This is a genomic window from Leucobacter sp. Ag1 (assembly GCF_000980875.1).
Lineage (GTDB): Bacteria > Actinomycetota > Actinomycetes > Actinomycetales > Microbacteriaceae > Leucobacter > Leucobacter iarius.
The window spans coordinates 1-21,564 of the sequence record NZ_LAYO01000067.1 but is presented as its reverse complement, the minus strand read 5'-3'; the positions used below and the strand labels follow the sequence as shown (position 1 = coordinate 21,564).

General features: G+C 70.0%; 19 protein-coding genes and 1 other RNA gene. 5 read left to right on the top strand and 15 right to left on the bottom strand.

Annotated features, from left to right (window positions below; all coding sequences use genetic code 11):
• Nucleotides 1-79: 79 nt before the first annotated feature.
• The 3 genes from XM48_RS02705 to XM48_RS02695 all read right to left on the bottom strand — a co-directional run bounded on the left by XM48_RS02705 (nucleotide 80) and on the right by XM48_RS02695 (nucleotide 3,885).
• A complete protein-coding gene (locus tag XM48_RS02705; protein ID WP_046454245.1) occupies nucleotides 80-724 on the bottom strand; it encodes a LysE family transporter in 645 nt (214 codons plus the stop codon).
• 72 nt (nucleotides 725-796) lie between these two features.
• On the bottom strand, nucleotides 797-2,563 hold the full coding sequence (locus XM48_RS02700) for a glycoside hydrolase family 3 protein (RefSeq protein ID WP_046454244.1): 1,767 nt from the start codon (nucleotides 2,561-2,563) through the stop codon (nucleotides 797-799).
• 11 nt (nucleotides 2,564-2,574) lie between these two features.
• Nucleotides 2,575-3,885, bottom strand: a complete 1,311-nt coding sequence (locus tag XM48_RS02695) for an MFS transporter (protein ID WP_046454243.1) — start codon at nucleotides 3,883-3,885, stop codon at nucleotides 2,575-2,577.
• Nucleotides 3,886-4,086: 201 nt separating this feature from the next.
• Here XM48_RS02695 and XM48_RS02690 point away from each other — a divergent pair, with 201 nt between their 5' ends.
• On the top strand, nucleotides 4,087-4,701 hold the full coding sequence (locus XM48_RS02690; protein WP_046454242.1) for a TetR/AcrR family transcriptional regulator: 615 nt from the start codon (nucleotides 4,087-4,089) through the stop codon (nucleotides 4,699-4,701).
• Nucleotides 4,702-4,719: 18 nt separating this feature from the next.
• Here XM48_RS02690 and XM48_RS02685 read toward each other — a convergent pair whose 3' ends face one another.
• A complete protein-coding gene (locus XM48_RS02685; RefSeq protein ID WP_046454241.1) occupies nucleotides 4,720-5,379 on the bottom strand; it encodes a dihydrofolate reductase family protein in 660 nt (219 codons plus the stop codon).
• A 92-nt stretch (nucleotides 5,380-5,471) separates the two neighbouring features.
• Complete coding sequence (locus XM48_RS02680) at nucleotides 5,472-6,257, bottom strand: SDR family NAD(P)-dependent oxidoreductase (protein ID WP_046454240.1); 786 nt, start codon at nucleotides 6,255-6,257, stop codon at nucleotides 5,472-5,474.
• Nucleotides 6,258-6,367: 110 nt separating this feature from the next.
• On the opposite strand from XM48_RS02680, the gene XM48_RS02675 reads away from it, so the two are divergent.
• The 3 genes from XM48_RS02675 (at nucleotide 6,368) to XM48_RS02665 (ending at nucleotide 9,954) form a co-directional block, all read left to right on the top strand.
• Nucleotides 6,368-6,988 (top strand): TetR/AcrR family transcriptional regulator, encoded by a 621-nt coding sequence (locus XM48_RS02675; RefSeq protein WP_046454239.1) that lies wholly within the window; start codon nucleotides 6,368-6,370, stop codon nucleotides 6,986-6,988.
• Between the two features lie 177 nt (nucleotides 6,989-7,165).
• Nucleotides 7,166-9,049, top strand: a complete 1,884-nt coding sequence (locus XM48_RS02670; RefSeq protein ID WP_046454238.1) for a sigma-70 family RNA polymerase sigma factor — start codon at nucleotides 7,166-7,168, stop codon at nucleotides 9,047-9,049.
• Nucleotides 9,050-9,300: 251 nt separating this feature from the next.
• The gene (locus tag XM48_RS02665) at nucleotides 9,301-9,954 is read left to right on the top strand and encodes a response regulator transcription factor (protein WP_156174908.1); all 654 of its coding nucleotides are present in this window, start codon (nucleotides 9,301-9,303) and stop codon (nucleotides 9,952-9,954) included.
• 260 nt (nucleotides 9,955-10,214) lie between these two features.
• On the opposite strand, the gene ffs is transcribed toward XM48_RS02665, so the two are convergent.
• From ffs to XM48_RS02640, 6 genes are all read right to left on the bottom strand, one after another.
• Nucleotides 10,215-10,311: signal recognition particle sRNA small type (gene ffs, locus XM48_RS17410), an RNA gene on the bottom strand.
• 59 nt (nucleotides 10,312-10,370) lie between these two features.
• Nucleotides 10,371-12,548 (bottom strand): ABC transporter ATP-binding protein, encoded by a 2,178-nt coding sequence (locus tag XM48_RS02660; protein ID WP_046454237.1) that lies wholly within the window; start codon nucleotides 12,546-12,548, stop codon nucleotides 10,371-10,373.
• A complete protein-coding gene (locus XM48_RS02655) occupies nucleotides 12,548-14,284 on the bottom strand; it encodes an ABC transporter ATP-binding protein (protein ID WP_046454236.1) in 1,737 nt (578 codons plus the stop codon). Before XM48_RS02655 ends, XM48_RS02660 begins: the two co-directional genes overlap by 1 nt.
• 208 nt (nucleotides 14,285-14,492) lie before the next feature.
• Nucleotides 14,493-14,873, bottom strand: a complete 381-nt coding sequence (gene rplL, locus XM48_RS02650; protein WP_046454235.1) for a 50S ribosomal protein L7/L12 — start codon at nucleotides 14,871-14,873, stop codon at nucleotides 14,493-14,495.
• Nucleotides 14,874-14,950: 77 nt separating this feature from the next.
• Nucleotides 14,951-15,460 carry a 50S ribosomal protein L10 gene (gene rplJ / locus XM48_RS02645; protein ID WP_046454234.1) on the bottom strand — a complete coding sequence of 170 codons (510 nt, stop codon included), beginning with the start codon at nucleotides 15,458-15,460 and terminating at the stop codon, nucleotides 14,951-14,953.
• A gap of 263 nt (nucleotides 15,461-15,723) precedes the next feature.
• A complete protein-coding gene (locus XM48_RS02640) occupies nucleotides 15,724-16,467 on the bottom strand; it encodes a response regulator transcription factor (protein WP_046454233.1) in 744 nt (247 codons plus the stop codon).
• Between the two features lie 109 nt (nucleotides 16,468-16,576).
• Between XM48_RS02640 and XM48_RS02635 the strand changes: the two genes are divergently transcribed.
• Complete coding sequence (locus XM48_RS02635) at nucleotides 16,577-17,164, top strand: YqaJ viral recombinase family protein (RefSeq protein ID WP_046454232.1); 588 nt, start codon at nucleotides 16,577-16,579, stop codon at nucleotides 17,162-17,164.
• Nucleotides 17,165-17,956: 792 nt separating this feature from the next.
• Here the strand turns inward: XM48_RS02635 and XM48_RS02630 are convergent.
• The 4 genes from XM48_RS02630 to XM48_RS02615 form a co-directional block, all read right to left on the bottom strand.
• Nucleotides 17,957-18,634, bottom strand: coding sequence for a PH domain-containing protein (locus tag XM48_RS02630; RefSeq protein ID WP_197074127.1), 678 nt, complete (start codon nucleotides 18,632-18,634; stop codon nucleotides 17,957-17,959).
• Nucleotides 18,631-20,328, bottom strand: a complete 1,698-nt coding sequence (locus XM48_RS02625; RefSeq protein WP_084820903.1) for a flotillin family protein — start codon at nucleotides 20,326-20,328, stop codon at nucleotides 18,631-18,633. Before XM48_RS02625 ends, XM48_RS02630 begins: the two co-directional genes overlap by 4 nt.
• Nucleotides 20,329-20,367: 39 nt before the next feature.
• Nucleotides 20,368-20,943, bottom strand: coding sequence for a hypothetical protein (locus XM48_RS02620; RefSeq protein ID WP_052961250.1), 576 nt, complete (start codon nucleotides 20,941-20,943; stop codon nucleotides 20,368-20,370).
• 41 nt (nucleotides 20,944-20,984) lie between these two features.
• On the bottom strand, nucleotides 20,985-21,564 hold a 580-nt coding region (locus XM48_RS02615), incomplete at its 5' end, for an ATP-binding cassette domain-containing protein (protein ID WP_046454231.1).

Genomic DNA, 21,564 nt, shown 5'->3' with positions numbered 1-21,564 from the left:
GGTCGATCCCGCCACCGGGCCGGGTCCCCCGCTCCTCGGCCCGCTCAGCGCGTCGAGTCGCCCGGCGCGATCGGCCCGTTCAGTGCACGAACAGCAGCAGCGCGGCGACCCCGATGAACAGGCCGCCGAACACCGAGTTGAGGGCGCGCTGCCCCCGCGGATTGCGCACGACCTTCGCGAAGGGGCGCGCGGCCGTCGCGAAGACGCCCCACATCACCACGACGTCGACGCCGATCACCGTCACGGCCAGCAGCAGGTACTGCGGCAGCTGCGGGAGGTCGAGCCGGATGAACTGCGGGATGAACGCCAGGAAGAAGACGATCGCCTTGGGATTCAGCAGGTTCACCCAGAACCCGCGCCGCACGATCGACCACGCCGACTCGCCGCGGGTGATCGTCGCCCCGGCGGTCGCGTCCTCGTCCTCGTCGTCCGCGACGGTCGGCTTCGCGAGGATCAGCCGGATCCCGAGGAACACGAGGTAGGCCGCGCCCGCGTAGCGGATCGCCGAGAAGATCAGCGGCGAGCGCGAGACGAGCAGGCCGACGCCCGCCGCGACGATGATCACGTGCACGACGAGCGCGAGCTGCTGACCGAGCACGCCCCAGCCCGAGCGGCGCCATCCCACGAGCATCGAGTTCGACATCGTGTTGATGGCGCCGGCTCCGGGCGTGAGGCTGATCACGACGGTGGCGGTCAACAGGGAGAGCCAGGTCGCGAGGGTCACCAGGCGAGTGTACGGGATCCGCGCCCGATGCCTCGCCCGGGCACCCTCGTCCCCCGTGCCCCGCCCACGGCCTCAGTACCGCAGGCCGTGCCCGAACCGGAAGGTCGGGTTCTCGGTGTCGAACGCGACGTCGGAGCGGCTCGCGATGACCGCGGCGTCGGAGCGCGGCAGGTCGAAGGGCAGGGCGCCCTGCGGGCCGCGGTCGCCGAACAGCACCGCGAGAACGGCCTCGTCGCGAGCGCCGTAGTCGACGAGCGCGGCGCGCGCCGACTCCTCGAGGCCGCCGAGGACTGCGGGGCGGTCGAGGTAGACGTCGAGCACGGTCGGCACGGTCTCGGCGATCCCGGTGAGGCGCGCGTGCTCCTCGGCCGGGAACTCGAGGGATCCCGAGTGGAACAGGGCTGAGAACCCGCCGCGGTCGCGCTCCTCGTAGGGGGCCTTCACGCGCAGGATCGCGACGTCCGCCTCCTCGGGCGTCTCGACGGCGGTCGCCCAGGCGGCGAGCGCCTCGGGCGCGACGCCCTCCGCGTAGACGCGGATCCCGCGCTGCAGCGGGAGGATCCTGTCGGTGTTGGTCAGCAGGGTGAGCGAGTCACTCTGGGTCGCGAGCCCCTCCTCGACGAAGTCGGCCCGGCCGACGATCGCCTCGGCGTGATCCTCGTCGACGAAGGGCGAGTCGAAGAGGCCCATACGGAACTTCTCGCGCAGCAGGCGGCGCACGGAGGCATCGATGCGGTCCTCTGCGACGCGGCCCTCGCGCACGAGATCGATCAGCACCTCGGTGCAGAGCTCGCCGCCGAACTGGTCGACGCCCGCGTCGATCGCCTTCAGCATGCGCTCGGGGCGCGACAGATGCTCGATGCCCCAGGCCCGCGCCGGCATGTCCGCGCCGAAGATCTGCACGTCGGTCAGCAGGCCCCAGTCGGTGCAGACGATCCCCTCGAAGCCGAGGCGGTCGCGCAGCAGGTCGGTGAGCACCCCCTTGTTGAACCCGAAGCCGACCTCCTCCCAGTCGGTGCCGACGGGCATGCCGTAGTAGGGCATCATCTGCGTCGCGCCGGCGTCGATCGCCGCGATGAACGGCTGCAGGTGGTACTCCTGCGCCCCGCCCGGGTACACCTGCTCGCGACCCCAGGCGAAGTGCGGATCCTCGCCGTCGAGCTGCGGGCCGCCGCCCGGGAAGTGCTTCACCATCGCCGCGACCGACTCCGTGCCGAGCGCCTCGCCCTGCAGGCCGCGGATGTAGCCGACGACGAGGCGGGAGGTGAGATCGGCGTCCTCGCCGAAGGTGCCGCTGATGCGCGACCAGCGCGGCTCGGTGGCCAGGTCGATCTGCGGGTGCAGGGCGACGCGCAGGCCGACCGCGAGGTACTCCTGGCGCGCGATGTCGGCGAAGCGCTCGAGGCGGTCCGGCGATCCGAGCGCGGCGAAGCCGAGGGTCTCGGGCCACTGCGAGAACGGACCGGCCATCATCGAGGTCAGCGGGTTGTCGCTGAACGCGTGCCGCGGATCGGTCGAGAACGTGATCGGGATCCCGAGCCCGGTGTCGAGCGCCATGCGCTGCAGCGCGTTGTGCCAGGCCGCGAACTCGCGTCCGTCGGGCGCCGCGCCGAGCAGGTTGAAGTGGGTCATGCGGCGCTTGCGCACCATCGACTCCGCCGAGGGGATCCCGAAGGCCGAGTTGCCCTCGCTCGGGTCGCCGTAGCCGACCATCGTGTGGAAGAGCATGCCGGCCTTGTCGGCGAGCTCCATTCGAACGAGCAGATCCTCGACCCGCTGCTCGACGGACAGCGAGGCGTCCTGGTAGGGGAACCGGGTCTCGTTCTCGGGTGTCGTCATTCTGCTGCTCCTTACTTGCTGGACTTGATGAACCAGACGCAGATAGCGCCGAGTACCGAAAGGATGATTCCGATCGGGAAGAGGCCGCCGTAGCCGAGCGCGAGCACGATCGCGCCGGCGATGCCTGGGGCGATGGTCTGCGGCAGCGTGGCGGCGATGTTGATGACACCGAGGTCCTTCGCGAACGACTTCGCCGACGGCAGCACCTGGCTGATCAGCGCGGTGTCGACCGCTTGGAACATGCCGAATCCGAAACCCATCACGAAGGTCATGATGAGCCACGACGGATAGCTCGGCCAGATCCAGGGCAGCGCGAGCGCGGCGGCCATGAGGATGGACGAGCCGAAGACGAAGGGCTTGCGGCGCCCGACCCGGTCTGACAGCGGGCCCGAGATCACGGTCGCGATGATGGTGCCGACGAGCCCCAGCACGGCGAGCAGCGGGATCACGGCGAACGGATCCTTCACCCCCAGGTGGTGCTTCAGGATGAGCACTTGGAAGCCGGTGACCATGAAGTAGCCCGTGTAGAGCAGCAAGCGGCCGGTGAAGGCCCAGAAGAAGTCGGGGTGCTTGACCGGGTTGACCCAGAAGGTGCGCAGGAACTCGCCGAAGTCGAACGGCTCGGAGACGTAGTTGGTGCTCGGCCGGTCGGGGTTCGCGAGCACGAAGCCGAGCAGCACGAGGGCCGCGAAGACGGCGAGCACGATGTAGGCGAGCGTGATCGAGCCGACGAGCTGCGACCCGATGCTCTGCCCGCCGAGGGCGCCCAGCATGAGGCCGATGCCCGAGAGCGAGGCGAAGGTGCCGCGGCGCGCGATGGGCACGCGATCGGGCAGGATCGCCGAGAGCGGCCCCTGCGCGAAGTTGTAGCAGATCTGCACGAGGCACCAGGCGACGATCACGCCGACGAGGGAGTTCATGAGGCCCAGCGCGATGAGCGCCGCTCCGCCGCCCACCGCACCCGCGATGATCCACGGTGCGCGCCGGCCCCACTTGGAGCGGGTGCGGTCCGAGATCTGACCCGCCGCGGGCTGCGCGATCAGGGCGAACGCCGATCCGATCGCCGCGACGATCGCGATGTTCGCGACCTGCTCCTGCTCGTCGGGGAACAGGCGCATCATCTGCGCCTGCAGCAGCACGCCGGGCACGGCGCCCCAGATGACGAAGATGGCGAAGTTCGCCGGGATGATCCAGGCGAGGAGCCGACGGACCCCCTTGAGCGGGGCCGGTGGATCGTCCTCGCCCGAGGCGGTCGCGACGAACGTGGTGGCGGTGGTCGGGGTGCGCACCTCTTCGGGTGCGCCGGGTGGCTGAGACGTCATTGTCTGTCCTTCGGGTAGCTGGTTCGCGAGGTTTCGGGACCCCGGGATCCGGATCGGATCGCCGCTCCGGCTCGCGAACACTCGCACGCTAGCACAAAAACCTGCACAGGTGTAGGTTTTGAGAACGCGGCCGCACGGGCCCGCGCAGGCGCATCGTCCCCCTAGGCTCGAAGCGCCACCACCCACCGCGACGGAGGTTCGATGACGACCGAACGGGGCTACGCGACCGGTCGCGCACGACGCGACCGGATCATCGCCGCGGCGACCGAGCTGTTCGGCCGCGTCGGGTACAACAGCGCCACGATGCTCGAGATCGCGCAGGCCTGCGAACTCACCCGAGCGGGCCTCTCGCACCACTTCCCTACCAAGGAATCCCTGATGGAGGCCGTGCTCGAGACGCGCGACCGCGAGGATCGGGAGCGATTCCGCCGCAACGGCTCCCCCCGCGCCGACGGGCTCGGCGTGCTGCGCGGCATGGTCGACCTCGCACGGCGCAACGCCGAGGTCCCGGGCATCATCGCCCTCTACGCAGTGCTCTCGGCGGAGGCCGCGGCCTCCGAGCACCCGGCTCACGACTACTTCGTGCGGCGCTACGAGCGGATCCGCACCGAGACCGCCCGCGCCCTCCGCGGCACCCGGGCGGCCGGCCTGCTCGGCGATCGCGTCGATCCCGACGCAGCGGCGGCGGAGCTCACCGCGCTCATGGACGGCCTCCAGCTGCAGTGGCTGCTCGACCCGAGCTCGGTGGACATGGCGGGAATCATGCGGCAGCGCATCGAGGAACTGCTCACGGCACCGCTCGACGCGGTCCCGTGAGCGCCGGCCACGGCGCGCTCAGCCCCGCGTGAACACGATGTGGGTGACCCCGCTCGGCGTCGTCTCCGATTCGATCCGGTACCCCTGTTCCAGACCTTCGAGCCCGTCCCACAGCCGCTCGCCACGTCCCAGCAGGATCGGCACCTGCGCCACGTGGAGCAGATCGACGAGGCCCGCGGCGAGGAAGGAACGGGTCGACGACGGGCCGCCGCCGAGGCGGACGTCGAGTCCGCCCGCGAGGTCCCGCGCCTCCGCGAGCACCTCCTCGGGGGATCCGCCGCGGAAGTGGAAGGTGGTCTCCCCCACTTCGAGCGACGGCAGCTCGCGATGCGTCATCACGATCACCGGGGTATGGAAGGGCGGCTCATCGCCCCACCAGCCCCGCCAGTCCGGGTCGTCCTGCCAGCCGGGCGGGCCGAACTTGTTCGCGCCCATGATCTCGGCGCCGATCCCGTCCCAGGCCCGCCGCGCGTACGCGTCGTCGGGCTCGGTGGCCGGATCGACCGCCTGCCGCTCGCGCGTACCCGTCAGCCCCTGGAAGGTCGCGGTCGGGAAGAACCACTCCATCAGGCGCGTGCCCGCGTGCCCGAACGGGGACTCGAGGCGCTGATCCGCCCCGGTGCCGAAGCCGTCGAGCGAGATCGCGAGGTTGTGGGCTCGCAGTCGTCCTCCGCTCATCGCGGGTCCTCCGTCTCTGAGGCTCCGGGCACCGGGATCGGCGACGCCTGCGGGCCGGAAGCTGAGGCCACCCTACTCCCGGCCCCGGGGAATCAGAAGTGGGTTCCGCCGTCGATCCGCACCTCGGTGCCGGTGATGAACCTGCCGTCGTCGCTCGCGAGCATCGCCACGACGCCAGCCACGGTCTCGGGTCCGGCGAAGCCCTGGCCGAGCGCCGGCTGCAGCTTCATGAAGAGCATCATGTCCGCGTCCTCCGGGAGGCCCGGACCCTGGCTCTGCTTGCTCGCGCCCGAGCCGTCGGTCATGCCCGACGAGATGGATCCGGGCTGCACAGCGGTGAAGCGGATCCCCTGCTTCGCGTACTCGGCGGCGAGCGCGTGGGTCATCGACTGCACGCCGCCCTTGCTCGCGGCGTAGGCCGCCATGTAGGGGTGCGCGAACATCGCCGACGTCGAGCTGAAGTTCACGACCGCGGAGCCGTTGCCCTCGAGGAGCGCGGGGATCGCCTCGCGGATCATGAGGAAGGTGCCGACGAGGTTGACCCGGATGACCCGCTCGAACGACTCGAGGGAGGTCTCGTGGGTGTGCGAGGAGCGAAGGATCCCGGCCGCGTTGACGAGGACGTCGAGGCCGCCCAGGCGCTCGACCGCGGTGGCGACCCCGGCACGGACCGAGGCCTCGTCGGCGATGTTGACGATGACGGTGTGCAGCCGGCCGGCGGCCTCCCCAGCCTTCGCGACCGTGTCGGCGAGGCCGGCCTCGCTGACATCCGCCGCGACGACCGTGCCGCCTTCGGCGAGCATGCGCAGCACGGTGGCCTGCCCGATCCCTGATCCACCGCCGGTGACGAGTGCGCGGCGACCTTCGTAACGGTTCATGATTCGACCTTTCGAGCGTTCAGATTCAGTGCATGTCATGCCAGCTTGGCACGTCGTGCCACTATTGACAACATGCACGGACCCGTCGGAATTCCCGTACGCTTCGAACCGTGGAATCCGCACTGTCCCTCACCGATCGCCGCAAGGCGGACACCCGCCTCGCGATCGCCCGAGCGGCCGCTTCGCGCTTCGCCGAGCACGGCGCGAACCGGGTCACCGCGGAGAGCATCGCGGACGCCGCGGGCGTCTCGCTGCGCACCTTCTACCGCTACTTCCCGACGAAGGAGGACGCGGTCGCGCCCCTGCTCGGCATCGGTGCCGCCTCCTGGCAGGACGCGCTCGCGGCGTCCCGGCCCGGCGATCCGCGCGAGGCGATCCCCGCGATCATCGACCGCCTGCTGGTCCCCGCCGACACCGCGGAGCGGGAGGGCCTGCGCTGGACCCGCGGTCTGCTGCGCGCCATGGCCGAGGATCCGGCGCTGCGCGCCGTCTGGCACCGGGTCAACCACGATTCGGAGACGCGCCTGCGCACCATCGTGGCCGAGCTCGAGGGCCCCGACTCCGACCCGTTCCAGGTACGACTGCTCGCGGCCGCGGCCACGGATGCGATCCGGCTCGGGCTCGAGCACTGGGCCGCGGGAGACCGGGATCCCGATGGCGCGGCGGGCGAACCCGCGCGGCTCGCCCGCCGCGCGTTCGCCGAACTGTCGCACGGGGTGTCCGCGGCCTGATCGGATGGGCGCCGACGGCCCGACGGGGCTCAGACCCTTCAGAACTCGCGACCCGGAAAGATTCTTTCGAATCTCGTGACACTTTTCCTCGATCCCGTACTCTCCTGAGAGAAACGACAGTTTTCGAACAGCGCCGCGACCCATCCGGGCCGGCGCGACGCGGGTCCGGGGGGACTGATGGAACGCATCGATGACGCTGCACCGGGGACGCTGAACGCACCGGAGACGCCGAGCGACGCCGAACTGCTGCTGCGGTTGCGGAGCGGGGACGCGCGGGCCTACGAGGCGCTCTGGTCGCGCCACATCGGCGCCGCGCTCCGACTGGCCCGCCGCATCGACCGCGACCGCGCGGAGGACCTCGTCTCGGAGTCGTTCCTCGCGGTCTACCGGCAGGTCACCACCACGGACGCCGGGCCCACCGAGGCGTTCCGCGCCTACCTGTTCACCGTGATCCGGAACACCGCCGCGCGCTGGGGGCGCGAGATGGAGCGCTTCCCGGTGCTCCCCGATGCGGAACCCGCGCACGCGGACGACGGCCTGAGCATCGTCTCGAGGGAGGCCGACGCGGCGGAGGTCCTGGCCGCGTTCCGCGCGCTCCCCGAACGGTGGCAGCGGGTGCTGTGGCTGTCGGAGGTCGATGAGGTGCCGCGTCCCCGGATCGCGGCCGAGCTGCGCATCCGCCCGAACGCGGTGTCCTCCCTGCACCGCCGCGCCCGCGCCGGGCTGCTGAACCACTGGCTCATCCGGCAGGTCCCCGATGCCCTCCGCGCCGATACCGCGCACCGTGCGGAGCTGCTGCCCGGATACGTCATCGGGAACCTCGCGGCAGCGGAACGCGTCGCCGCCGAGGCCCACATCGCCGTCTGCGCCGTCTGCGCCGAACTGCTGGGGGATCTCCGGAGCTCGGCATCGACGCTCCAGCGTGCGACGCTCTCGACGGCCGGCTTCGCGGCGCTGGGCTCGACGCTGCCCGCGGCTTCTCCCCTGGTGGCGCCGGCCGCCGCGGGCGGGGCCGCGCTGCTGCTCGGCGTCGCGTCCCAGCTCGGCCCCGCGGGCACCACCGTGCTCGGCGGGCTCGGTATCGCGGCCTGCGGGACCGCCATCGCCGTCGCTCTGGTGACGGGTTCCGTGCTGGGCGGCGGCGCCTCGGACGCTGGCGGTCGCGGTTCGGCGCCCGAGACCTCATCGACTGAACGGACCTCGGCGACGGAGGTCTCCGAAGCGCGGGATCCGGCACCTCCCCGCATCGCCGTCGAGGACGGCACGGAAGACTCCGACACGGAGCAGTTCCCCCGACCCGGAACCCCGACACCGCCGTCCGAGATCCGGACGGGCCGGCACAACACCGACGAATCGATCCCCGAGGTCCCCCTCGTCGACGGCTGGCCGCAACCGGAGGAGCCGGAGCCGGAGCGTCCGCGTCCGGACACCGGCCCGGGACCGCAGACAGAGACGCCGGCCCTGGCTCCGGGACTTCGGACTCCCGCGGACTCTACGGGATACTTCGCGCCCGTCATCGCGGGACGCACCTCTCCGGGCGCTCAGATCGCGGTCTCGATCGCGGGGCAGCAGTATTCGACGCCCGTGGATCCGGCCGGCGGCTGGTCCTTCGATCTGCGCACCTTCAGCGCGGCCGCTGGTACCACCGAGTACTCGGTCTGGGCGTACGCGGGAGACCGACGTTCCGCTTCGGTCCTCGGTCGTTACACGCTGCTCCCGGTCGCGGTCCGCGGTTTCGAGGGGTCTCCGACCATGGATATCTCGGAGGCGAGGACGACCGGGCTCGTGCTCCAGTTCCAGGGCGCGCCGAACGGCACCGTCTGCCTGCAGTCGATGACCGGGCAGGTGGCGTCCGTCCCGCTGGACGCAACCGGATCCGCCGTCCGACGGCTCCGTATGCAGTCCGGCGGCTTCTACATGTTCACGTTCCGAGCCTGCGACGGAGCGTTCCGCGGAAGCCCGGTCGAGACGTACGCGACCGTCGACGACCCCGACGCGCCGATCTTCGGCCCGTGGGGCCCGGACCCCGAGGAGCAGACCTTCGAGCTCTCCGAGCTCTGATCCCGCCCCGCGCGGGCGGCGGAGCCCGGGTGGTGGGGCGGGATGCCGGGGGCGGGAGCGGGGGCGGGAGCGGGACGCGGGGAGCCGCGACACTTTTCGCCTAGGTTCGACTCTCCCTCGGTGAGGGATGTTTCGCAGGGCCGCCACCTGGCGCACCGCGGGCCCTTCCGCCGCCGTGCATGATCGGCGGCGTCATCGGAGGGGGATTCCGGATGCTACCCAGGGGAACTGAGCAGGCGAGACGCGTCGCCGTGGTGGAGCCGCACGTGCTGCAACGGTATCGAGCGGCGGAGCTGCTGGGGACGCTGCCCGCGGTGCGATCGGTCGGCTCGTTCGCCTCGGTCGCCGAACTCGTCGCGCAGATGCGCGGCGCGGAGCGTTCGGCCTGGCCCCACCTGCTGGTCGTCGACCCTGCAGTGGGTTCGGGTGCGGAATACGATCTGGCCGCGATCGCTGCGTTCCGCGCTGCGGGGATGCGGGTAGTGATCCTCTCGGCGCTCGAATCGCGGCACCTGATCAGGCGGATCACGAGCGCCGGCGTCGACGTCGACGGCATCGTCTCGAAGCAGGACCCGGAATCGGAGCTCCTCCGCGCGGTCGTCCGGGTGCTCGCCGGGTCCGCGGCGATCACCGCGCGGGCGCAGGCCGTCATCGACGCGGACCCGGCGCCGAAGCTCTCCGGCCAGGAGGCGCGGCTGCTCGAGCTCTACGCAGCGGGTCGACCGCTGGCCTCGGTCGCGGATCGCCTCGGCGTGCGCGAAGACACCGCGCGCAAGTACCTGAAGCGGATCAAACTGAAGTACGACGCCCAAGGCCGGCCCGCCCGCTCGAAACTCGAACTCGCCTGGCGCGCCCGGGAGGACGGGTTCCTGGATCCCGCCGCGTTCGGATCCGTCGCGTTCTGAGCGGTCCTGCGCTGAGCGGTGCGCGCTGGACGGTTCGGCGGGCCAACAGTCGGACGCCGAACCGACGACTGGACGCACACCTGACGACTGGACGCCGAATCGGCGACCGACTCGCCGTCCGCTGGTCGCTCAGGCGTCCAACGGTGGGGTGCGCACCGCACGCGCGCGCCAGCGCCTGGTCGAGAATTCGGCCTGACCGGTCCGAACGACCTGAACAGCGCGGGCGACCTGAACGGCACGGGCGAACTGAGTGCCGGGACGCAAAAGACCCCCCACGCACCCGGTAGAGCCCGACTACCCTTGCTCCGTTTCCGTCCTGGGGGAGTTCGTCGAGATACCGCCACGTGGGGGGCCTTGAAGAGTCTACCGGATTCCGGGGCGACCGAATACCAGTCTCGGTCGCCCCGGGGCCCGGTCTAGGCGCGCGGGGTCTCCCCCGCGTCGTCGGCCGATGCGTCGCTCGCGGCGCCGGCAACGGGAGCCGCAGCCTCGTCCGAGGTCGAGGCGGTGCCGGCGTCGGAGGCGGCGGCCGCCGACAGGTCGACGGCCCCGGTCTCGACGGCAGCCTTCGTCTCGGCCTGCTCTTCTGCATCTTCGCCGGCGAACTGCGACTGGTACAGCGCGTAGTACGCCCCGCGCTGCGCGAGCAGCTCGGTGTGGGAGCCCTGCTCGACGATGCGGCCGTGCTCCATCATGAGGATGGTGTCGGCGTCGCGGATCGTCGAGAGGCGGTGCGCGATGACGAACGAGGTGCGGTCGGCCCGCAGCGCCCGCATCGCCTGCTGCACCAGCACCTCGGTGCGGGTGTCGACGGAGGACGTCGCCTCGTCGAGGATCAGCAGCGACGGGTTCGCGATGAACGCGCGCGCGATGGTGAGCAGCTGGCGCTCGCCCGCCGACAGCGAGGTCGCGTTCTCCTCGAGCACCGTGTCGTAGCCCTCGGGCAGCTGACGCACGAAACGGTCGACCATGGTCGCCTTGGCGGCATCGATCACTTCGTCGTCGGTCGCGTCGAGGCGGCCGTAGCGGATGTTCTCGCGGATGGTTCCGCCGAACAGCCAGGCGTCCTGCAGCACCATGCCGATGTGGCTGCGCAGCTCGGCGCGCGACAGCTGGGTCACGTCGACGCCGTCGAGCAGGATGCGCCCGCTGTTCAGTTCGTAGAACCGCATCACCAGGTTGACGAGCGTGGTCTTGCCCGCACCGGTGGGTCCGACGATCGCGACGGTGTGCCCCGGCCGCGCCTCGAACGAGAGGTCCTCGATGAGGCTCGACTCGGGATCGTAGCTGAACGACACCCGCTCGAACTCGACGTGTCCGTCGGTGCGCGCGGGCAGGTGCTCGTTCGCGGTCTCGGGCTCCTGCTCGTCGGCGTCCAGCAGCTCGAAGGTGCGCTCGGCCGACGCGACGCCGGACTGCAGCATGTTGGCCATGCCCGCCATCTCGCCGATGGGCTGCGAGAACTCCCGCGAGTACTGGATGAACGCGGTCACGTCGCCCAGCGACATCTGGCCGGCGGTCACGCGGAGCGCGCCGACGACCGCGATGAGCACGTAGCTGAGGTACGACACGAACTGCATGGCGGGCATGATCGTGCCCGACACGAACTGCGCGCCGAAGGCCGCCTTGAACAGCGACTGGTTGCGCGAGTCGAACTCCTCGATCATGACCTGGTCGCGATTGAAGATGCGGATCAGTTCGTGGCCGGTGAACGATTCCTCGATGTGGCCGTTGAGCGCGCCGGTGTGCTTCCACTGCGCCGCGAACAGCTTCTGCGACCGGGTGCCGACGACGCCGGCGATGATCGCGGAGAGCGGCAGCGCGATGAGCGCGAGCAGCGCGAGCTGCCACGACACCGCGAACATCATGATCGCGATGCCGATGACCGTCAGCGCGGACTGCACGAGCTGCGAGAAGGCCTGCTGCAGCGCCTGCTGGATGTTGTCGACGTCGTTGGTCACGCGGGAGAGCACGTCGCCGCGCTGGCCGGTGTCGAAGTAGCTGAGCGGCAGGCGGTTCAGCTTGTGCTCGATGTCCTGGCGGAGCTTGAACACGACGCGCATGACGAGCTTGTTCAGGATGTAGCCCTGGAGCCACATGAGCAACGACGCCACCAGGTAGAGCCCCAGCACCAGGAGGATCAGGTTGCCGAGCTTCTCGAAGTCGATGCCCTGGCCGGGCACCACGTCGGTGCCCGACAGCATGTCGGCGAGCTGGGTGTTCCCCGAGGCTTTGGCGCCTTCGATCACCTGTTCGAGGCTCGCACCCTTCGGCAGCTGCGCGCCGATGATGCCGTTGAAGATGACGTCCATCGCCTTGCCGAGCACCTTGGGCGCGATCACGGTCAGGACGACCGAGCCGATCACCAGGAGCACGACGAGGGAGAACTTCCCCTTCTCGGGAGCGAGCAGCCCGAAGAGCCGCTTCGCCGACGGCCAGAAGTGCTTCGCCTTCTTGGCCGGCGCCCCGCCGAACATGTCGCCGTCCATCTCGCCGGGAGTGAACTCCTCGGCGACCTCGGCTTCGATCACCGCTGCGGCCGAGGGCTCGGCGTTGCGGTCCTTGCGCGCTCCGCGCGCCTTGCGTTCCGCCATCAGACGGCCTCCGCCTCTTCGAGCTGGGATCGGACGATCTCCTGGTACACCGAGTTGTCGGCGAGGAGCTCGCTGTGCGTACCGCGGCCGACGATCTCGCCGTCCTCGACGACGAGGATCTGATCGGCCTCGGTGATGGTCGAGACGCGCTGCGCCACGATGATGGTCGTGGCGCCCTCGATCGCGTCGGGCAGTGCCGCGCGCAGACGCGCATCGGTGGCCACGTCGAGCGCCGAGAACGAGTCGTCGAACAGGTAGATCTGCGGTTTGGCGACGAGGGCCCGGGCGATCGAGAGCCGCTGGCGCTGACCGCCGGAGACGCTCGTGCCGCCCTGAGCCATCGGCTCGTCGAGCTGCTTCTCCTTCTCGCGGACGAAGTCCTCGCCCTGGGCGACGCGCAGCGCCTCCCAGAGTTCGGCGTCCGTCGCATCGTCCTTACCGAAACGCAGGTTCGATCCGATGGTGCCCGAGAACAGGTAGGGCCGCTGGGGCACCAGGCTGACCGCGCGGGCGAGCTGCCCGCGGGTGAGCGCCGAGACCGGCTGCCCGTCGATGGTGATGCTGCCGGACTGCGGGTCGAACAGCCGCAGCATCAGGTTGAGCAGCGTGGTCTTGCCCGAACCGGTCGATCCGATGATGGCCGTGGTCTTGCCGGGCTCGGCGACGAAGCTGACGTTCTTGATGACCGGCACCTCGGCGCCGGGGAACCCGAAGGTCACGCCGTCGAACGCGATCCGACCGACCGTCGGCGTCGGCACCTGCTCGGTCGCCGGGAACTCCAGCTCGGAGCGGGTGTCGAGCAGTTCGCGGATGCGCTCGGCGCAGACGACCGCGCGCGGGATCATCATCGTCATGAAGACGCCCATCATCACCGCGACGAGGATCTGGATGAGGTACTGCATGAACGCGGTGAGCGATCCGACCTCCATCGATCCCTCGTCGACGCGGTGGCCGCCGAACCAGAGCACCGCACCCGTGGCGAGGTGCAGGATCATCATGATCACGGGGAACATGAGCACGAACACGTTGCCCACCTGCACCGAGATGCGGGTGATGTTGCGGTTCGCGACCTCGTAGCGATCGGACTCGAAGTTCTCGCGCACGAACGCGCGGACCACGCGGATGCCCATGATCTGCTCGCGCAGCACGCCATTGATGTCGTCGACGCGGGCCTGCATGTTGCGGAACAGCGGGAGCAGCAGCCACACGAGGAAGCCCACGATCACGGCGAGCGCCGAGACCGAGACCCACACCAGCCAGGACATGCCCGCGTCCTCGCGCAGCGCCATGATGATGCCGCCGATGCACATGATCGGCGTGGTCACCATGAAGTTCAGGGTCATGAGGATGAGCATCTGCACCTGCTGCACGTCGTTCGTGCCGCGGGTGATGAGGGTGCCGGCGCCGAAGCGGGTGGCCTCGAGCGTGGAGAGCGAGTCGACCTTGCGGTAGACGCTGCGGCGCAGGTCGCGGCCCGCGGCCATGGAGACCCGGGCGCCGAAGTAGACGCCGCCGATCGCCGTGATGACCTGCATGAGGCAGACCGCGAGCATGGTGCCGCCGGTCGTCCAGATGTAGCCGATATCGCCCTTTGCGATACCGGTGTCGATGATCTGCGCGTTGAGGCTGGGCAGCCAGAGCGCCGCGATCGTCGAGAGGAGTTGGAGGATGAGCACGGCGAGCATGGCGGGCCAGTACGGCTTCGCGTGCTGCCAGGAGAGTCGGAGCAGAGCCACGGGATTCCTTCTTTCGGGGGTCGCGCGTCGCGGCGAGATCGATGTGCGATCAGACCGGGCCCACGACGACCAGCGTGCCACAGTAGCAAGATCCTGAACAGGATGCCAGGGGCTACCGACATTTCGGTAGGGACACAAAAAAGCAGGGGCGGACCCACCCGAAGGTGGCCCCCGCCCCTGCTGAATAGCGCGTTAGCGCGAAAAGACCTTAGACGAGCTTGACGCCCGCGCCGGCCTCCTCGAGCTTCGCCTTCGCCTCTTCGGCAGCATCCTTCTTCGCGCCCTCGAGCACGTTCTTGGGAGCCTCCTCGACGAGAGCCTTCGCCTCGCCCAGGCCCAGGCCGGTCAGCTCGCGCACGACCTTGATGACCTGGATCTTCTTGTCGCCAGCCGACTCGAGGACGACGTCGAACTCGTCCTTCTCCTCGACGGCCTCAGCAGCGCCGGCAGCCGGAGCAGCGGCAACGGCGACCGGAGCGGCAGCCGACACGTCGAAGGTCTCCTCGAAGGCCTTCACGAAGTCCGAGAGCTCGATGAGGGTGAGGCCCTTGAACTGCTCGAGCAGCTCTTCAGTCGAAAGCTTAGCCATGGTGTTTCTCCTTGATGTTTGCCCTCAGCGAGTGAGAGCGGGTCTGTGGTTTGTCGCGAATCGGCGTGAGCCGATCCTTATGCGTCCTGCTTCTCCTGCAGCGCACCGAAGCCGCGAGCGGCCTTGGCGGGCAGAGCGTTGAACAGCTGTGCCGCACCGACCAGCGAGGCCTGCATGACGCCTGCGGCCTTGGCCAGCAGCACCTCACGGCTCTCGAGATCGGCGAGCTTGCCTACCTCAGCGGCGGTCAGAGGCTTGCCATCGAAGTAGCCAGCCTTCACCACCAGAAGAGGGTGTGCCTTGGCGAAGTCACGCAGTGCCTTTGCGACCGCGACGGTGTCACCGTGCACGAAGGCGAGAGCCGAAGGACCGGCCAGCTCGTCGTCGAATGCGGTGACCCCGGCAGCGTTGGCCGCAATCTTGGTCAGCGTGTTCTTCGCCACAGCGTACGTCGCGTGCTCACGGATGCTGTTGCGCAGCTCGCGCAGCTCAGCAACCGTCAGACCGCGGTACTCGGTCAGCAGGACGGCGGACGACTCTTCAAACTTCTGCTGAAGATCGGCGACCGTTGCTTCCTTCGTAGCCATGGCGCTCCCTAATAATGTCTTCTCCGAGAACGGATGCTCTCGGAGGCCGGACCGCCGAAAAACGAGAAAAGCTCCGGCGCGCACGCACGGAGCTTCAGAATCTTGGAAACCAAGAAGTGGAGATTCGTACCTGCGCGGGTCTTCGCTCTCGCGATCGTTCCGGGATCCTTGCGGACCCTACCTGCGGTCTTTGGCCGAAGAGAACTCTATCCCATCGGGGCGGGATCGCGCAACACGCGCGGTCCCGCCCCGGTGGGAGCCGATCAGCTCGCCGGCTTGAGGATGTATCCCGCGCCGCGGATCGTGTGGATCATGGGATCCCGTCCCTCGTCGATCTTCTTACGCAGATACGAGATGTAGAGCTCGACGACCGTGGCCTTGCCCGTGAAGTCGTAGCTCCACACGCGGTCGAGGATCTGCGCCTTGGAGAGCACCCGCTTGGGGTTGCGCATGAGGTAGCGCAGGAGCTCGAACTCGGTGCTCGTCAGCTCGATCAGGTCGCCCGCGCGCTCCACCTCGTAGCTCTCCTCGTTGAGCGACAGGTCGCCGACGCGGATCACCGGGTCGGCGCTGTAGCTCTTCGAGTTCTGCGACCGGCGCACCAGGCCGCGCAGTCGGGCGATCAGTTCCTCGATGCTGAACGGCTTCACGACGTAGTCGTCACCGCCCGCGGTGAGCCCGTTCACCCGGTCGTCGACCGAGTCGAGCGCGGTGAGGAACAGCACGGGCACCATGTGCCCGGCCGCGCGCAGACGCGAGAGCACCTGCAATCCGTCCACGTCCGGCATCATGATGTCCAGCACCGCGACGTCCGGATCGAACGACGCGATCGTATCGACCACGCCGCCGCCCGAGCCGAGGGTCTCGACCTCCCAGCCCTCGTACCGCAGCGCCATCGCGACGAGCTGCGTGATCGACTCCTCGTCATCGACGACGAGCGCCCGCAGCTTGCGCCCCGAAGCCTCCGCGATGTCGGTCCCGTTCGTCTCCGCTGCCCCTGTGCTCATGTCTGGCATTGTTTCCGCCGCCGCTGGACGTGCGCTGTGCGCGAGCCGGTGCTCCCCTCGCACCGAGTGTCTGAATCGCCGCGCGGCTTTCCATGGGAGAATTCGAGCGATGTCTGTTTCGAGCCCCGAGTACCACCAGCGGATCGTGACCGACGGCAACGATCGCATGGCGTGGATGCGGGCGCGGGCCCGCGGGATCACCGCGACCGACGTCGCCAAGCTCTCGACCCAGCGCTCGATCGAGTCCGCCGCCCGCGAGAAGCTGCACGGCAGTCGTTTCACGGGAAACGCGTACACGGAGCACGGCAAGGCGCGCGAGCCCGAGATCGCGGCGTGGGTGCTGCGCGAATACGGGATCGCCCCGAGCCAGGCCCTGTTCCACGCCTGCGGCGACATCCGGCACCTCGCGACGCCCGACGGTCTCGTGCAGCGGGAGGCCGGGCCGCTCGAGCTGGCCGAGATCAAGACCACCAACAAGGAGTGGCGCTCGATCCCCCGCAACTACCTGCGGCAGATCTGGTGGCAGCAGTACGTGCTCGGCGCCGAACGCACGCTGATGGTGTGGGAGCGGCACGAGAACTTCGTGCCGGTCGGCGAGCCCGAGGTGCGCTGGGTGGATCGCGACGAGAGCGAGATCGAGCGCCTCGTGAAGCTCGCGGGAGACCTCATCGACGTGCTCATCGCCCGCACCAGCTGAGCCGCTGCCCGGCGCTGGAGTGCTGGGGCGCGGTTCTGCAGGGTTGCGGGGTGCTGGTTAGCGAGCGCCCGGGCTCCTCGGTTCCCCGTTTTCCGTGGGGTTCCCTGGTTCCCTGGTTCCCCGGTTCCCACCAGTGGACGCTTTCCCGACAAGTGGACGGCGAGCCGGACGCTGGTTCGACGTCCAATCGCCGATTCGACGTCCATTTGTCGGCACAGCACCCGATGGCCGGTTCGACGTCCGAACGTCGGCTCCGCGTCCAAACGTCGCACCAGCGTCCAGCCGACGGGACAGCTTCCAGTCGTCGCATCGACGCCAGGTCGTGGACCGCGCCTCCGGACAGCACCCCCCAGCCGCCGGTCGCGAATCCCGGGCTCACGTGTCGCGGGCCCACCAGTGGACGCTTTCCCGACAAGTGGACGGCGAGCCGGACGCTGGTTCGACGTCCAATCGTCAGCTCGGCGTCCATTCGTCGTTTCAGCGCCCAATGGTCGAGTCAACGTCCACTCGTCGGAGAGGCGTCCAACCGTCAGCGCAACGTCCACTCGTCGACGAGGCGTCCAATCGGCGGCGCGGCATCTGACGGGCGACACGGGATCCGGCCGGCGACACGGCGTCGAATCATCGACTCCCGCCCGGGACCGTCGATCATCGGGCGCACGGCAGTGGACGCCGCCCCGCAGCCGGTTCCCCACCGGGCCCGCGCCGGATCGAGTCCACGCCGGACCAAACCCACGCCGGGTCCATCCTCCAAAGCCGGGCCCGGAACCGGAACCAAGCCCAAGCCCCGGGTCAGGGGCCGGGGAGGATTCGCGTGGCCGTCGGGTCGAAGGGCGGGGCCGGACGCTGAGGCGGCTGCGCCGTGTCGAACCAGCCGAACGGGGCCTGCCCGGTCTCGCCACCGGCACCAGCGCCGCCGACACCGCCAGCGCCAGGGCCGCCAGCGCCGCCGCCGAGCCCGGCACGGTAGTTCTCCTCGATGAGCTCCTGCAGCGCATCGACCGCGCGCTCGACCGCGGGCAGATCGTGCAGGCGGGTCGGCGGCTCGGCCCCGACGAACAGTTCTATGTCGCCCGAGCCGATCATGCGCTGGCCGATGCCGCGGCGGCTGCGCACCTCGCGGATGCGGCTGAGGGGGATCTCGCTGCGCCGACGGATGAGCACGCCCCGGTGCATGATCACGCGCCGTGTGGTCACGGTGATGCGGTCGGCGAGCCAGCCCACGATGGGCCCGAGTCCGAGCAGCAGTGCGATGAGCGCTGCGCCCGCGGCGACGGCCAGGTTCATCCAGGCTTCGGGGAGCGCCCCCGCCCAGAAACCCGCCGCCGCGGCGACCGCGCAGAGCACGATCACGGGCAGCACGAGCCGTCGTCCGTGCCGGTGGCTGCGGAACACGACGGACTCGGGACGCAGCTGAGCGGCGGGCGCCGCAGCGCCCACCGCTCGATGCTCCGGGAAGAACTCGCTCATGCCTGCGAGTCTGCCCCGTTCGCCTGAGTACCGGGCTGCGCCGCGCCAGACTCGCCGGCGAGTCGCTCACCGGTCTGAGCGGCCCAGTTCTGCGCGGAGTCGATCGAGGCGTGCGCGGTCTGCTCGGCGGCGGAGCCGAGGTGCTCGGTCACTCCGGCGACGCGCGCGTCACGACCCGCCGCGGATCCCGCTTCGCCGGCCGCGGACCCCGAGGCCCCCGAGGACTCCGCGGGCGCCTCGACCGAGCGTGCGTGCGCGGCACGGCGCGGCTGCGCGGCCGATTCGTCGCGCGAGGCGCGGCCTGCGGCGGCACCGGCAGCGGCACCGCCGGCGACGCCGTTCAGCATCGCGGCGAGGTCGATGCCGACCGTGTCCTTGGCCATCTCGAGCAGGCCCTTGATGTTGCCCATCGCCTCGCCGGCCACCTTCGAGGTGCCGTCGGCCGAGACCACGGTCATGTGGTCGATCGCGCCGATGGCGCGCGAGTACTCCGCCGCGATCTCGGGCAGCAGGTGGATGAGCTCCTGCGCGAGCACGGCCTGCGACTGGGTCTCGAGCGCGCGGGCCCGAGCGTCGATCGCGGTCGCCTCGGCGGTGCCCTTCGCTTCGAGCGCTGCGGCCTCGGCGCGGCCCTCGGCCTCGAGCGCCTCGGAAGCGGCGATACGAGCGGCGCGGCTCGCGAGACCCTCGCGCTCCACCGCCTTCGCACGGCCTTCTGCAGCCGAGACGGCTGCGGCGGCCTCCGCCTTGGCGAGCGCCTCGACGCGATACGCCTCGGCCTCGGCGACGGCGCGCACGTCGGCGTTCAGCTTCTCGGTGCGGAGCGCGACCTCCTTCTGCGCGGTGATCTGCTGCTGCTCGACGATCGCCTGCTGCTGGATCGCCTGCTCGAGGGGGTCGGCGGCCTGCGCCTGCGCGTTGGCCTTGTCGGTCTCGGCCTGGATCTCGGCCTGGCGCAGCTTCAGCTCGCGGTTGCGGTCGAGCAGCACCTTCTCGGCCGAGATCTTCGCCTCCTGCGAGGCCTGGTAGGCGTTGGTCTCGGCGATGTCGGCCGCCTGGCGCACCTTTGCGGCCTCGGGTCGGCCGATGTTGGCGATGTAGTCGGCGCCGTCGCGGATCTCCTGGATCTGGAGCGTATCGACCACGAGGCCCTGCTTGGTCAGCGCCTCTTCGGCGGCCTCGAGCACGCTCTGGGCGACGACCGCGCGGTCGCGGATGATCTGCAGCACGGTGAGGCCGCCGATGATCGAACGGAGGGAGCCGGAGAGCACCTCCTGCGTCGACTCGTCGATCTCGTCGGAGTTCGAGAGGAATCGCTGGGCGGCCGCGCGGATCATCTCCTGCGTGCCGCCGACCTTGACCACCGCGACGGCCTGCGCCTGCATGGTGATGCCGTCGGTGGTCTGCGCCTCCGTGGTGATCGAGAGCCGGCGCGAGCGGAGCGAGATCGTGAAGGACTTCTGCACGAAGGGCACGACGAAGACGCCGCCGCCGGTTACGACCTTCTGGCCGGAGAGGTCCCGGCCCTTGTTGCCCAGAGCGTCGACGACCTCCTTGCCCTTGCCACCCGTCACGATGATGGCCTCGTCGGGCTTGGCGATGCGGTAGCGCTTGATGATGACGAGCGCGATCAGCACGAGCGCGATGACCGCGCCGAACACGCCGATGATGGCTGGGCTTGCGAGGAATGACATGTCGTCTCCGGTTGTATTCGGGGGCGGTCGGTGGGGGGATTACGTAGTGGGCGGGACCGTGTGGTCCGCGGCGAGGATCGGCTCGACCCGCACCGAGGTCGCGGTGAGGGTCTGCACGATGCGCACCCGCGTGCCGCGGGGCAGCGGTTCGCTCGCGTCGGCGGTCGCTGCGAGCGAGACCCGCTCGCCGTGCCGCACGAGGGCGACCTCGCCGAGACCGCCCACGGGGATCTGCAGCACGACGCCGGCCTCGGAGCCCACGAGCTCCTCGCCGCTCACCGCGGTCGAGGATTCTGCGCCGCGGATCAGCCGGGTCAGCCACCAGGCGAGGGCGCCGCCGAGCAGGCCGGCGAGTGCGCCGATGACCGCCGCCATCGGCGTCGAGAGCCCCGCGCCGACGCACGCGAAGGAGGCGAAGCCGAAGATCGAGGTGAACGCCGCGATGGTGGTGAGGCTCAGGGGGCCGTCGCCGAAGTCGAACGCGTCGAAGATGCCGTCGAGCACGAGCGAGATGACGAGCAGGATCGCGCCGAGGATGCCGATGAGCAGGAAGATGCCGCCAGCCATGATGGAACCGTCGAGCAGCCGATCGAACCACTGCATGATGCCGTCCATGCTGCCTCCTTCGGTCGCGAACCGGCCGGTAGTACGGGAGTCTACCGATGCTCGGGAAGCCGCGGTACCGCGGCGAGGAGCTCGCGGGAGTAGGGCTCGCGCGGCGCGCGGAAGAAGTCGGCTCCCCCGAGTTCGACGAGCCGGCCGTCGCGCAGCACCGCGACCCGATCGCAGAGCCGGTGCACCGCGGCGAGGTCGTGTGAGATGAACAGCAGGGCGAGCCCGAGTTCGCGTCGCAGGCGGTCGAGCAGCGCGAGCACTTCGACCTGCACCGCCACGTCGAGGGCGCTCGTCGGCTCGTCGGCGACGAGCACGCGCGGATCGAGCGCGAGCGCCCGGGCGATGGCGACCCGCTGCCGTTGCCCGCCCGACAGCTCGTGCGGGAACGCGTCGAGCAGCGCGGAGTCGAGCCGGACCTGCGCGAGCAGTTCCGCGGCGCGCGCTCGGACACCCGCGCGCGGCACGATCCGGTGCGCGCGCAGCAGCTCGCCGAGCGTCGCCGAGACCGTCATGCGCGGATCGAGCGACGAGCCGGGATCCTGCGGGATCAGCTGGATCGCGCGCAGCTGCTCGCGGGTGCGCCGCGCGGGCAGCAGCGCGCCGTCGAGCAGGATCTCGCCG

Excerpts from the sequence above, each read along its gene's own strand:
- XM48_RS02630 (WP_197074127.1), bottom strand. The coding sequence starts at position 18,634 with ATGAGCGAGTTCTTCCCGGAGCATCGAGCGGTGGGCGCTGCGGCGCCC.
- XM48_RS02690 (WP_046454242.1), top strand. The coding sequence starts at position 4,087 with ATGACGACCGAACGGGGCTACGCGACCGGTCGCGCACGACGCGACCGG.
- XM48_RS02670 (WP_046454238.1), top strand. The coding sequence starts at position 7,166 with ATGGAACGCATCGATGACGCTGCACCGGGGACGCTGAACGCACCGGAG.
- XM48_RS02625 (WP_084820903.1), bottom strand. The coding sequence starts at position 20,328 with ATGTCATTCCTCGCAAGCCCAGCCATCATCGGCGTGTTCGGCGCGGTC.
- XM48_RS02685 (WP_046454241.1), bottom strand. The coding sequence starts at position 5,379 with ATGAGCGGAGGACGACTGCGAGCCCACAACCTCGCGATCTCGCTCGAC.
- rplL (WP_046454235.1), bottom strand. The coding sequence starts at position 14,873 with ATGGCTAAGCTTTCGACTGAAGAGCTGCTCGAGCAGTTCAAGGGCCTC.
- XM48_RS02620 (WP_052961250.1), bottom strand. The coding sequence starts at position 20,943 with ATGGACGGCATCATGCAGTGGTTCGATCGGCTGCTCGACGGTTCCATC.
- XM48_RS02660 (WP_046454237.1), bottom strand. The coding sequence starts at position 12,548 with ATGGCGGAACGCAAGGCGCGCGGAGCGCGCAAGGACCGCAACGCCGAG.
- XM48_RS02680 (WP_046454240.1), bottom strand. The coding sequence starts at position 6,257 with ATGAACCGTTACGAAGGTCGCCGCGCACTCGTCACCGGCGGTGGATCA.
- XM48_RS02695 (WP_046454243.1), bottom strand. The coding sequence starts at position 3,885 with ATGACGTCTCAGCCACCCGGCGCACCCGAAGAGGTGCGCACCCCGACC.
- XM48_RS02635 (WP_046454232.1), top strand. The coding sequence starts at position 16,577 with ATGTCTGTTTCGAGCCCCGAGTACCACCAGCGGATCGTGACCGACGGC.
- rplJ (WP_046454234.1), bottom strand. The coding sequence starts at position 15,460 with ATGGCTACGAAGGAAGCAACGGTCGCCGATCTTCAGCAGAAGTTTGAA.
- XM48_RS02700 (WP_046454244.1), bottom strand. The coding sequence starts at position 2,563 with ATGACGACACCCGAGAACGAGACCCGGTTCCCCTACCAGGACGCCTCG.
- XM48_RS02640 (WP_046454233.1), bottom strand. The coding sequence starts at position 16,467 with ATGAGCACAGGGGCAGCGGAGACGAACGGGACCGACATCGCGGAGGCT.